The organism is Chitinophaga sp. 10T418, assembly GCF_056394125.1.
This window is the reverse complement of sequence record NZ_JBFTHG010000004.1, coordinates 269,059-281,841: the sequence shown is the minus strand read 5'-3', so window position 1 is coordinate 281,841 and position 12,783 is coordinate 269,059. Positions and strand designations below refer to the sequence as shown.

Genomic DNA, 12,783 nt, shown 5'->3' with positions numbered 1-12,783 from the left:
AATTAGCGTTTAGCAGTTAGCTTTTAGCAAAAATGCAGCGGAGAACATAGGTTCTTCGCTGCATTTTTGCTAAAAGCTAACTGACGGAAGCTAATCGCTATTTGTAATTTATTCCTTTGCTCCTTTTTCGTACTTTTACACCCTTCTGGAATACTACATCTTTCTACATATAAATAAAATATAAACAGCAGTCGTGATGAAGGCAAATTATTTAGACGAGCTTAACGAACAACAGCGGGAAGCAGTAATACATATCAACGGCCCTTTGATGATTGTAGCGGGCGCCGGTTCGGGAAAAACCAAGGTGCTTACCACCCGTATAGCACACCTGATGCGGAATGGCGTGGATGCGTTTAATATTTTATCACTCACCTTTACCAATAAGGCTGCCCGTGAAATGAAAGAACGTGTGGAAAAGATACTCGGCGGCAGCGAAGCCCGTAATCTTTACATCGGTACTTTTCACTCCGTGTTTGCCCGACTGCTCCGTGCAGAAGCACACCGGCTGGGCTATCCGAATGACTTCACCATCTACGATTCTGATGATGCCAAAAGTGTAATCAAAACAATTATCAACGAGCTCAATCTCGATGATAAACACTATAAACCCACCTTCGTATACAACCGCATCTCCGCTGCCAAAAACAGCCTGATGGGACCGGATGAATACCAGTTGGACAATCTGGTACAGCAGGAAGATATGCGTGCCAACAGGCCGCTTATCGGCAAGATCTACGACATGTACGCCAAACGTACTTTTAAGAACGGCGCCATGGACTTCGATGACCTGCTGTTTAAAATGTATATCCTGCTTAAATCATTCCCGGAAGTACTGCATAAATACCAGCACAAGTTTAAGTACATCATGATTGATGAGTACCAGGATACCAACCCCGCTCAGTATGAAATCATCAAATTACTGGGTGCTGTAAACGAAAATATTTGTGTAGTGGGAGATGATGCACAAAGTATCTACTCCTTCCGCGGCGCTACGATAGAAAATATCCTCCAGTTTGAAAAAGACTATGATGATGTGAAAGTGGTGAAACTGGAACAAAACTATCGCAGTACAAAATCTATCCTGAATGTAGCCAATGAAGTGATTGCGCACAATAAAGGACAAATAGAAAAAAATCTCTGGACAGATAATACAGAAGGTGATACCATCAAACTGGTACGCACCATGACAGATAACGAAGAAGGTAAATTTGTAGCAGATACCATTGCAGAACAAAAGCTGCGAAATCATTATGATAACCGCGATTTCGTTATCCTCTACCGTACCAATGCCCAGAGCCGTTCCTTTGAGGAAAGTCTGCGCCGTAAAGCCATTGCATACCGCATCTTCGGCGGTTTGTCGTTCTACCAGCGTAAGGAAATCAAGGACTTCGTAGCCTATCTCCGCGTTACCATGAACACCCGTGATGAAGAAAGCCTGAAAAGGATCGTCAATTATCCGGTGCGTGGTATTGGTAAAACAACCATTGAAAAAACAATCATCCTGAGCAATGAACACAACATCACCATGTGGGAGGTGCTGGAAAGAGCCAGGGAGTTTGGTTTCAAAGGAGGTACTGTAGAAGCCATCGAGGCTTTTGTGATCATGATCAAAAGTTTTCAGGCATCGCTTGCCAATCATAATGCGTATGATGTAGCAGTGATGGTAGGCAAATCCACCAACCTGGTAAAAGAATTATTTAACGATAAAACTACGGAGGGGCTTGCCCGTTATGAGAACGTGCAGGAATTACTGAACTCCATTAAAGAGTTTACAGAAACCCCCGATGAAGAAGGTGAGTTGCTCGATAAAAGCATGGGTTCCTATCTCCAGCAAATTACCCTGCTGACAGATGCTGACCAGGGTACCGATGAAAACAGCGATGTGGTGAAACTGATGACCATTCACGCGGCGAAAGGACTGGAGTTCCCGGTTGTATTCACCGTAGGACTGGAAGAAACATTGTTTCCCAGTGGTATGTCTATCAACACGCGGGAGGAACTGGAAGAAGAGAGACGTTTGTTTTATGTAGCCATTACCCGCGCAAAAGCACGCTTATGGCTTACTTATGCTAATAGTCGTTACCGTTTTGGGAACCTGGTGCAAAATGAGCCCAGCCGCTTCCTGGAAGAAATGCCGGAGAAATTCATAGACCGCAGTTATGCTGGTGGAGGTAGTGTGCGCAACGCCTTTGGTGGTGGCAATACTTCCGGCTGGAGTAACAGCAATAATATGTTTGACCGCATTCAGAAGAAAACGCCTGCGCAACAATCGCAGCCTGTTGCTCAGAAGCCTGCCGCCAAACCTACTTTTTCAGGGGCTACCACTCACGTGCCTTCAGATAACTTTACCCCGGATGATCCGGCAGGTATGGAACCTGGCATGCAGGTAGAACATCAGAAGTTTGGTTTTGGTACCATCGCAGCGATGGAAGGTGCACCCAACAACAGGATTGCTACCATCATATTCCCTAAGGGCGGCGGCGAAAAGAAAATCATGCTTAACTATGCTAAGCTGAGAATTGTGAGATAGGGTAGCTATCAGCCATTGGTGGTTAGCCGTTAGCATTTTGTGCCAGGGTTGGCTCAAAGCTGATGGCAGATTTTTCTCACTGATCTTCTGGTTAATCACTAAAAGCTAACAGCTAAATGCTAAGTGCTATATTAAAACTCCGGCAGTTTTGTGCCTACCAGGAACGGAGTCACCAGGAAACCAAATACAAATGCCTGGAACTGGGATTGAGGGGGAATGAGGTGGATGAAGCTATTGCCGAATTGATAGCCGAAAATTTCCTCAATGAAGAACGATTTGCCAAAGCCTATGCCGGCGGTAAATTCCGTATCAAACAATGGGGGAGGAAAAAAATCCTCATGGAGCTGAAACAGAAGCAGGTGTCCGCGTATTGCATCAAAAAAGGGATGGAAGAAATTGATCCGGATGACTATGCTGCAGTTCTGTTGAAGCTTACGGAGAAAAAATACGAGTCGCTGAAGGGCGAAATCCCGATGAAGCGTAAGTACAAAACAATGCAATACCTCTTGCAAAGAGGCTTCGAATCTGAGTTAATAAATGATGCGCTTGAACAAATCGCAAATAAAGCCGTATAAGCAGGCAATAATTTGAAAAGTTTCTAATCAGTCAGGCCGTAATTTTGTGATCACAATAACCGACAATGTCAGATCTGAAAGTAACACTCATACAGTCGCAATTGCACTGGGAAGATAAGGAAGCCAACCTCCGCATGTTTGATGAGAAAATCAACAGCATCAAGGAAAAAACAGAGGTGGTTTTTTTACCGGAAATGTTTAGCACCGGCTTTAGCATGCAGTCATCACTCCTGGCCGAAACTATGGATGGTAGCGCCGTACAGTGGATGAAGAAAAAGGCAGCAGAGAAAAATATTATTATCACTGGTAGTCTGATCATTGAAGAAAACGGTCAATACCTGAACCGCCTGGTGTGGATGCTTCCTAACGGGACTTATGGTACTTATGATAAGCGGCACCTGTTTGGTTATGCTGGTGAGCAGGATCATTACCAACCTGGTGATAAGCGCCTGATAGCGCAGGTAAAGGGTTGGAAAATTAATCTGAGTATCTGTTATGATCTGCGTTTCCCGGTATGGGCCCGCAATAACATACAAGCAGATACCAACGAACCGGCTTATGATGTGCTGGTAAACGTAGCCAACTGGCCGCAAAGGCGTAAAACTGCCTGGACCACCTTGTTGCAAGCCCGTGCTATTGAAAACCAATGCTTTGTGATTGGTGTCAACAGAGTAGGTAACGATGGAAAAGAGATTTACCACAGTGGAGAATCAAGCCTGATTGATCCAATGGGGGAGATTATTTACCGCAAGTCTGATGACGAAGATATTTTTACGTATACCCTTCAACGTGAGCGCCTCACAGAAGTAAGGAAGAATATTCCTTTCCTGAAAGATGCGGACGCCTTCACGATTTTGCCAAAAGGATAAGCCAATGCGGCCTTTAACAGGGCTGCATGCTCCGATATGGTAAACCCATCCGCATCAGTCCATCCGCTTTAATCTAACAGCTAATAGCCAAAGGCTAACAGCTGGAAAGGCGATAAATTATATAAAAATGCTCCTGCAATCCGTCCACCACATCGCTATTATTTGTTCTGATTACACCCGTAGTAAAACATTTTATACCGATGTGCTGGGGCTGCAGGTAATACGTGAAGTGTACCGGGAAGAACGCGATTCCTGGAAACTGGACCTCGCATTGGGTAACCAGTACATTATTGAATTATTTTCTTTCCCCGATCCACCGGCAAGGGTAAGTCGCCCGGAAGCTGCCGGTTTACGCCACCTGGCTTTCGCAGTTGCCGACATTGACAGCGCTGTGGCACAGCTGCTGCAAAAAGGGGTTACTACAGAACCTATACGCATCGATCCTCATACCCAGCAACGATTTACGTTTTTTGCAGATCCCGACGGGCTGCCCTTAGAGCTATACGAAGTTAATTCACACCCGTAAAATTTTATTGTATGTCAGTCACCTTCATCAACGCAAGGATATTTACCGGCGAGGAGATATTGGAAGATCATGCTGTGAGCACCCGTGAGGGTAAAATTACCAGCATCAGGCCGTATGCAGAAAGAGAGGCAACGGGAAATGAAATTGACCTGCAGGGTGCGTTGCTGGCACCGGCTTTCATTGATTTACAGATTTACGGTGGAAATGCACATATATTTTCCCTGTACCCTTCTGTTACTTCCCTGGCAGCTACTGTGGCCTACAGTAAAGGTGGGGGAGCTGCCTGGATCATGCCCACAGTAGCTACTATTGGTCCTGAAGTAATGCTGGATGCCATGAAAGCGATAAGAGCATACTGGGAGCAGGGCGGACAAGGAGTGCTTGGATTACACCTGGAAGGGCCTTTTATGAATCCGGCCAAAAAGGGGGCGCACCTGGAACAATATATACATTCCCCTACGCAGGAAGATATTAACTGGATACTGGAAAACGGCAAAGATGTGGTGAAGATCATGACGCTGGCGCCGGAATGCTGTGACCCGGAGTTGGTAAGACAATTAGCTGCTGCCGGTATTGTAATATTTGCCGGTCATAGTAACGCTACCTACGCTCAGGCCTATACGTCATTTGATAATGGCATTCACCATGCCACCCATCTTTTTAATGCCATGTCGCCGCTGGAAAGCCGTGCACCGGGTATTGTGGGCGCCATTTATGATCATCCGCTTGTATCCGCCAGCATAGTAGCTGATGGCGTACACGTAGACTTTGCATCTATCCGTATCAGCAAAAAAATAATGAAGGACCGCCTGTTTCTGATTACAGACGCAGTAGAGGAGAACAAGGATAAGGAAGCCGGCTACGTCTATATCCGGGAAAAGGATCGCTATGTAAGCGCCACCGGGGTATTGTCGGGATCCTGCTTAACTATGACCAAAGCGGTTCGTAATTGTGTGGAGCAGGTAGGTATTCCGCTGGAGGAGGCATTGCGTATGGCTTCCCTGTATCCGGCGCGTGCAATAGGCCGTGAGCAGGCTTTAGGCCGCATTGCTGTGGGCTACGATGCGGCACTGGTGGCAATTGACTCAAACTGGGATACTACAGTATACTGTTAATAGCGCTATCTTCGCAGGATTAATCATACTGTATATCCACATGAGTGCACTAACTCGCTTCTTTAGAAAAGACCGGTATAAAAATCTGTTCCTGCTAACCTGGCTGGTGCTGGGCCTTTTACAGGCCTGCTTCTCCGAGTTATGGGATGATGAAGCCTATTATTGGGTGTATTCACGTCACCTCGACTGGGGTTACTTTGATCATCCGCCTATGATTGCCCTGCTGATCAAAATAGGATACGGTATTTTTCATAACGAGCTGGGTGTGAGGTTGCTGATCGTATTTGTGAATACACTCACCCTATGGGTTACAGCACGGCTCATTGCTTCCAAAGACAATAAACTGTTTTACCTGCTCATAGGTAGTATGGGCGCCATGCAAATAGGTGGAATTCTGGCAGTGCCGGATGTGCCGCTGATATTTTTTGCCGCCATCTATTTCTGGGTATACCGCAACTTCGTAAATGAACAAACCTGGAAGAATACCATCCTGCTGGGGCTTTCCATGGCATTGATGTTTTACAGCAAGTACCACGGTATATTGCTGGTCTTCTTCACATTATTATCCAATATCAACCTGCTGAAGGTATTTAAGTTTTATGTGGCGGTGATCATTACTACGCTGCTGTTCTTACCACATATCTACTGGCAGTATACACATGGTTTCCCTTCTCTGCAATATCACCTGGTAGATCGCAATGCATCTTCCTATGATATCAGTTTTTCGCTGGATTACCTGGGAGGGCAGCTCTTGTTGTTCGGGCCTTTACTGGGCTGGCTGATATTATACTATGCTTTCCGTAGTCCTATTCAAAATTCATTTGAGCGGGCGCTTAAATTCTGTGTGATAGGTGTGTTGTCATTTTTCCTGCTAAGCACCTTCAAAGGCAGGGTAGAGGCCAACTGGACGGTGATGCTCTTTACGCCGGTGGTAATCCTGGCGCATCAGGCGATTGTAAGAAAAGGCTTATCGCAGAAATGGCTGCTCTATACGTTGCCGGTTACTCTATTGCTGGTATTGGTGGTAAGGGTGTATATGATCTGGGACTTTATGCCAGGAGTGGAAATAAGACCGGAAATACATCATAACCGCGAATGGACGTCAGCAGTGGCCACGCGTGCACAGGGTAAACCGGTAGTATTTGTAAATAGTTATCAAAAGCCCTCGAAGTATATGTTTTATACCGGGCAGCTATCCTATAGCCTTAACAGCAGGTATTCCCGGAGAAGTCAATATAATTTCTGGGATACTGAAACGGAGTTATGGGGTAAGCCGGTGATGGTGGTATTTGATCCTGGTACCGGCATTCCGATTACCGACAGCCTGAAAACCACACAAGGCACCTGGGACTATAATATCCAGAACGATTATTATTCTTACTCACTTATACAGTTAAAGCCGGCATTGAAAACCATTAAGGCAAAACGTGGTGAACATGTGAATGTCATCCTGCAGCCTACGAATGATTATCATCAGCCAATCCGGTTAGACAGAACCAATGAGCCAGTGTTGGGTTACGGGTTTATGATGAAAGACGAAGCCCTGCCTCCCGTAAAGTCTACTATGACGCTGGAAAAGGCCGTGCTGCGCCGGTTAATTAACCTGGAAGTGGTGATGCCGGATAAACCGGGTAAGTACCAGCTGAAGTTTTCTGTTTTTGCAGGAGATATGCCGCCGACTCACAACAGTCCGGTGATACCCGTAGAGATAGTGCGATAGCTTTTAGCCATTAGCTTTTAGTTTTTAGTAAAAATGCAGCGGAGATCTCCGCTGCATTTTTACTAAAAGCTAAAAGCTAATGGCTACTGTTGAAACGCGTTCCAGCCCTGGGCTACCAGTTTAAACTTGTTGCCTCCTTTGGTATGGATATGTGCTCCTTCTGTGATATCGGTCATGTAGCCAATTACACTGATTTGTTCATTGAGTACAATTTTATCGTAGTCCTGTTGTTTCATGGTAAACAGCAGTTCGTAGTCTTCTCCGCCACTCAATGCGCAGGCAGTAGGATCGAGGCCGAACTTCATGGCTATTTCCTTGCTTTCCTGTGCAATAGGGATTTTATCTTCGTATAATACCACGCCAAGGTTGCTTTGTTTGGCGATGTGGAGTATTTCAGAGCTGAGTCCATCGCTTACGTCCATCATGGCAGTAGGCAGAATATCTTCCTGTTGGAGGAATTCTATAATGTCTTTACGGGCTTCCGGTTTCAGTTGGCGGCCAATGATATAGGTTTGGTCTTCCAGGTCTGGTTTTACTGTGGGGCTTTCGAGGTAGATTTTTTTCTCTCTTTCCAGCAGGGTGAGGCCCAGGTATGCCGCACCGAGGTCGCCGGTAACGCAGAGCAGGTCACCTTTTTCAGCGGTAGATCTTTTCACGAAAGTATCCGGGGTTACTTCGCCGATGGCGGTAACGCTGATCACGAAGCCTTTTTGTGAGTTGCTGGTATCGCCGCCCACCAGGTCTACGCCGTATTTTTCGCAGGCAGCATATACACCTTCGTAAAATTCGTTGAGCGCTTCCAGGGAGAAACGGTTGGAGAAAGCAATGCTCATAGTAATCTGGGTGGGAGTGGCGTTCATCGCATAGATGTCAGAGATGTTCACCACTACTGACTTATATCCCAGGTGTTTCAGCGGGGTATACATCAGGTCAAAGTGGATGCCTTCTACCAGCATATCTGTGCTGATGACTGTTTGTTTGCCAAAGTGGTCAATAACAGCTGCATCATCGCCCACACCTAATACGGTGCTGGCATTTTGTATTTCTATGTTCCTGGTCAGATAGTCGATTAATCCGAATTCTCCCAGGTCCTGTATTTCTGTTCTTTCCTCTTCCATCTTTATTTACCGTTAACAAGGTCTTGTAATGCACTATGAATATGGCCGTTGGTGGCCAGTATTTCTTTCTGATAAGGGGAGTATGGGTTACCGGAGAAGTCGGTGACTTTGCCCCCTGCTTCTTCTACGATGAGGTAGCCCGCTGCGGAATCCCATGCCTGGAGGGAATGTTCATAAAACCCATCGAACCGGCCGCAGGCTACCCAGCAAAGGTCAATAGCTGCGGATCCCAGGCGGCGCACGGGGATGCCCTGTTTAATGATGTGCCCCAGCACCTGTAATGGGTTATTGGGCATATCCTGCCATTGATAGGCAAATCCTGTTACGAGGCAGGAAGTGGCTACTTCGGCTTTGGTAGAAACATGAATGGTTTTGTCATTCAGGGTGGCTCCTTTTCCTTTCTCCGCCACAAATAATTCGTTCATGAAAGGATTATATACTGCGCCCAGTATCATTTCCCCGTCTTTTTCCACTCCTATGGATACACAGCAGATGGGGATACCGTTTGCGTAGTTGACGGTACCGTCTATTGGATCTATGATCCATTTAAAAGGGGAGTCTGTCTTTATCTCACCTACTTCTTCGCTCAGGATAAAATGATCTGGATAAGTTTCCCTGATAATGTTGATGATAGCCGTTTCTGATCTTTTATCCACCTCCGTTACCAGGTCGTTAACGGAACTTTTACTGCTCACCTCGAAAGGGCCATTGAAATATTGTTGCAGTATTTTTCCGCTGGCTTCAGTAGCTTTGAGTAAAGTTGTTTTTAACATGCCGCAAAGGTAATTACGAATTACGAATTATGAATTGCGAATTATAGCCTACATCTTTGGATATTTTTTATGTATAGAGGACTTATTGATAACTCATAACCTGTAATTCCGAATTATCAGTCAACTTATATTCAATATTCCACTTATTTTTGTAGTTCAATTAAAGAGAGGGAAAGTTAATGGCCATTATAGGTAATCTTATTTCCAGGTCACTACGCATCAGGAAGAAGTTCACGTTTAAATTAGGAACACCTCGCCAATACCAGCTGCAGGTACTGCATCGTTTGCTGGAGAAGGCCAAGGAGACGGAGTTTGGTAAGCACTATCAATTTCAGGAAATTCTGGATAGTCCCAATTTCATAGGACAATACCGTGAAAAAGTTCCCGTGCATAACTATACAAAAATGCACAATGAATGGTGGTATCGCTGTCTGGAAGGTGAAGCTAATGTGAGCTGGCCGGAGAAAATCAAATATTTTGCATTGAGTTCAGGTACCTCGGAATCTGCCAGTAAGCATATACCCGTTACCAAAGCAATGCTTAAAACTGTGAAGAAAGTAGGTGTGAAGCAGCTGTATTCCATGGCTAACTTCAACATACCACCCCGTTCCTTTGAAAAAGGGATTCTGATGCTGGGTGGAACTACTTCATTATATGAGAAGGGGGACTACTATGAAGGCGATATGAGCGGCATTCAGGCCAAAAATATCCCTAAGTGGTTTCGCCGCTTCTATAAGCCGGGGGGCAAAATCTCCCGTAAACCCAATTGGGAACAGCGTATTAAGCTCATCGTACGCAAGGCCCGGGAATGGGACGTAGGTACTGTTTGTGGGGTACCTGCCTGGGTACAGATTGTACTGGAAGAAATCATCAAATATCATGGGGTGAAGAATATCCACGAAATCTGGCCTAATCTGGCGGTGTATATTCACGGAGGCGTATCCTTTGAACCTTACCGCGACAGCTTCCAGAAGCTGCTCGGAAAGCCAATAGCGTTCATCGAAACGTATATGGCCTCCGAAGGATCTTTTGGGTTCCAGGCCCGTCCGGGTACCAGGGGGATTAAGCTGGTACTGAATGCAGGGATCTTCTACGAATTTATTCCTTTTAACGAAGAGAACTTTGATGCAGAGGGAGAGGTAAAGCCTAATCCTAAGTCTTACATGATCAACGAGGTGGTGGAAGATGTGGAGTATGCGGTGATGTTGTCTACCTGCGCTGGCGCATGGCGTTACCTGATTGGTGATGTGGTGAAATTCACCTCTGTAAAAGAGCATGAAATTGTGATTGTTGGCCGTACCAAACAGTTCCTCAGTCTTTGTGGGGAGCATATGAGTATCGACAACATGAACAAAGCCATCGATAATGTACAGAAGAAACTGGGTATCACAGTAAGAGAGTTTACAGTAGCTGGTTTCCCTTATCAGAACCTGTTCGCGCATCGTTGGTATGTGGGTACAGATACACCAGGTGTAGATGCAGGCAGTGTACGTGAAATCATTGATCAAACTCTCAGCGAGGTAAACGATGATTATGCCGTAGAACGTTCTGCCGCACTGAAGGAAGTATTTGTAGAAATATTGCCGAATGATGTGTTTATAGATTACCTCCGTTGCAAAGGCAAGGAAGGCGCCATGAACAAGTTTCCACGTGTAATGAAAGGTGAGAAACTGAAAGACTGGGAGAAATTTCTGGTCGGAAAAACCGTTAAGAATTAAGTAGCACCTGTGACACGGAAATTATAAGCATGATAGCAGCAATTGTAGCGGGATTAGGACTGGGATTGGTTCTATCATTATCGGTAGGCCCGGTTATATTCGCAATTATAAAATACAGTGTTAATAATGGCTTTAAAGCAGGCATTAGTTTCGCATTGGGCGTGTCTGTGAGCGATATCATGTTCGTACTGGTTGGTAATCTGTCCACCGCCTTTATCAGTGGCCTGGAAGGATACAATCACACTATCGGAATAGTAGGCGGTATATTACTCATCTGTATGGGTATTTACGGGTTACTTTTTAAGAAGGTGAAGATCAGCACCGGGGAAGAAAAACCGGAAATGTTCGGCACGCACGATTATCTCAAAATATGGCTGGCAGGTTTTTTAATGAACACCCTGAATCCGGGTGTGGTTATTTTCTGGTTGCCCGTGTGTATCGGCTACAGCGCCACCTCTATAAGCCACCGTGTGGTGATGTATGGGGTATGTCTGAGTATGGTTTTATCTGCAGATATTCTTAAGGTATTCGTTTCTGATAAGATCCGCCATAAGCTCACCCTTACCAATGTAGAATGGCTTAACCGTATTGCCGGGGTAAGCATGATTATTTTTGGGGTGGTATTACTCTATAAAGTATTGTTTGACGTAGGGTCGTTGGGACACTAAATAAATAATTGCCAAAGCATAAAAAAGCCTTCCGTGATAAACGGAAGGCTTTTACTTTATAGGAAGATATTATTATCCGTTGATTGTCCAAGTTTCGCTACCAGCCAGTAACTTATCCAGATCGCCAGGGCCTTTTTTCTCGAGGGCTTCGGTCAGTTGGAACTGCATGATTTCTTCGTAAGTAGGACGGTTTGCCTGATAGAAAACACCAAAAGGACGTGGTAAGTGGCCTTCAATACGCACATCATCAAACATGCGGGTCAGTATCTGCGCCTTATAGAAATCGCTTTCATCATGTATCCACAGGTCACTTTCTGAGTATTCACCACCCAACTCCACTGCAACTGGTTTTAAGCCATCCAGGCGGATACCTTTATTTTTTGTTGCACCAAATACCAGTGGTTTACCCTGTTCTACGAAAACGGTTTCATCCAGTTTGCTGCTTTTTTCTGTAAATGCTTCAAAAGCGCCATCATTAAAGATGTTACAGTTCTGGTATATTTCCAGAAAAGAAGCGCCTTTATGTGCATGGCTGCGTTTCAGCATTTCCTGCAAGTGCTTGGGATCGCGGTCCATGCTGCGGGCAATAAAAGTGGCATCTGCACCCAGGGCCAGGGCCATTGGGTTAAACGGATGGTCAATACTACCCATTGGGGTAGATTTGGTCACTTTATTTTCTTCTGAAGTAGGAGAGTATTGTCCTTTTGTTAAACCATAGATCTGGTTATTGAACAACATAATGTTCACATCAAAGTTACGGCGCAGCAGGTGGATAGTATGGTTACCGCCAATAGACAGGCCATCACCATCACCGGTAACGATCCATACACTCAGCTCGGGGCGGGTTGCCTTCAGGCCGGACGCAATAGCGGTAGCACGACCATGAATCGAGTGCATACCATAGGTATTCATATAGTATGGGAAACGGGAAGAACAGCCGATACCGGAAACAATCACAATATTTTCGCGGGGAACCCCCAGGCCAGGCATAATTGTTTGTACCTGCTTAAGTATAGAGTAGTCGCCGCAGCCAGGGCACCAGCGTACTTCCTGGTCCGTTGCAAAGTCTTTTGCCGTAAGGGCTGCCTGCGGAGCTATAGTTGCTGTTGACATTAGTATGAGTTAAATATAATTTTATAGAGTCTGTAAAGTTACGATAGATACCTGTAAA

Annotated in this window: 11 protein-coding genes; 8 read left to right on the top strand and 3 right to left on the bottom strand. The window is 45.4% G+C overall.

Going from position 1 to position 12,783, the window contains the following annotated elements:
- The first annotated feature begins 196 nt into the window (after positions 1–196).
- The 6 genes from AC1DCV_RS13315 to AC1DCV_RS13290 all read left to right on the top strand — a co-directional run bounded on the left by AC1DCV_RS13315 (position 197) and on the right by AC1DCV_RS13290 (position 7,335).
- A complete protein-coding gene (locus AC1DCV_RS13315; RefSeq protein WP_441577752.1) occupies positions 197–2,530 on the top strand; it encodes an ATP-dependent helicase in 2,334 nt (777 codons plus the stop codon).
- Positions 2,531–2,646: 116 nt separating this feature from the next.
- Positions 2,647–3,105, top strand: a complete 459-nt coding sequence (locus tag AC1DCV_RS13310; RefSeq protein WP_441577753.1) for a regulatory protein RecX — start codon at positions 2,647–2,649, stop codon at positions 3,103–3,105.
- Between the two features lie 65 nt (positions 3,106–3,170).
- Entirely contained in the window at positions 3,171–3,974 is an 804-nt protein-coding gene (locus AC1DCV_RS13305; RefSeq protein ID WP_477023607.1) for an amidohydrolase, read from the top strand.
- 127 nt (positions 3,975–4,101) lie between these two features.
- Positions 4,102–4,500: an SMU1112c/YaeR family gloxylase I-like metalloprotein gene (gloA2, locus tag AC1DCV_RS13300; RefSeq protein WP_477023606.1), complete on the top strand. Its 399-nt coding sequence runs from the start codon at positions 4,102–4,104 to the stop codon at positions 4,498–4,500.
- An 11-nt stretch (positions 4,501–4,511) separates the two neighbouring features.
- Positions 4,512–5,615, top strand: a complete 1,104-nt coding sequence (nagA, locus tag AC1DCV_RS13295) for an N-acetylglucosamine-6-phosphate deacetylase (protein ID WP_477023605.1) — start codon at positions 4,512–4,514, stop codon at positions 5,613–5,615.
- A gap of 40 nt (positions 5,616–5,655) precedes the next feature.
- Positions 5,656–7,335, top strand: a complete 1,680-nt coding sequence (locus AC1DCV_RS13290) for an ArnT family glycosyltransferase (protein ID WP_477023604.1) — start codon at positions 5,656–5,658, stop codon at positions 7,333–7,335.
- Positions 7,336–7,418: 83 nt separating this feature from the next.
- Here AC1DCV_RS13290 and thiL read toward each other — a convergent pair whose 3' ends face one another.
- The gene (gene thiL / locus AC1DCV_RS13285) at positions 7,419–8,453 is read right to left on the bottom strand and encodes a thiamine-phosphate kinase (RefSeq protein WP_441577758.1); all 1,035 of its coding nucleotides are present in this window, start codon (positions 8,451–8,453) and stop codon (positions 7,419–7,421) included.
- Between the two features lie 2 nt (positions 8,454–8,455).
- The gene (locus AC1DCV_RS13280; protein WP_477023603.1) at positions 8,456–9,226 is read right to left on the bottom strand and encodes an inositol monophosphatase family protein; all 771 of its coding nucleotides are present in this window, start codon (positions 9,224–9,226) and stop codon (positions 8,456–8,458) included.
- Positions 9,227–9,405: 179 nt separating this feature from the next.
- Here AC1DCV_RS13280 and AC1DCV_RS13275 point away from each other — a divergent pair, with 179 nt between their 5' ends.
- Both AC1DCV_RS13275 and AC1DCV_RS13270 read left to right on the top strand, forming a co-directional pair.
- Complete coding sequence (locus AC1DCV_RS13275; protein ID WP_477023602.1) at positions 9,406–10,944, top strand: GH3 family acyl-acid amido synthetase; 1,539 nt, start codon at positions 9,406–9,408, stop codon at positions 10,942–10,944.
- A 29-nt stretch (positions 10,945–10,973) separates the two neighbouring features.
- The gene (locus AC1DCV_RS13270; protein WP_441577761.1) at positions 10,974–11,612 is read left to right on the top strand and encodes a LysE family translocator; all 639 of its coding nucleotides are present in this window, start codon (positions 10,974–10,976) and stop codon (positions 11,610–11,612) included.
- Positions 11,613–11,684: 72 nt separating this feature from the next.
- Here the strand turns inward: AC1DCV_RS13270 and AC1DCV_RS13265 are convergent, their stop codons facing one another.
- The gene (locus AC1DCV_RS13265; protein ID WP_477023601.1) at positions 11,685–12,725 is read right to left on the bottom strand and encodes a 2-oxoacid:ferredoxin oxidoreductase subunit beta; all 1,041 of its coding nucleotides are present in this window, start codon (positions 12,723–12,725) and stop codon (positions 11,685–11,687) included.
- Between the last annotated feature and the right edge of the window lie 58 nt (positions 12,726–12,783).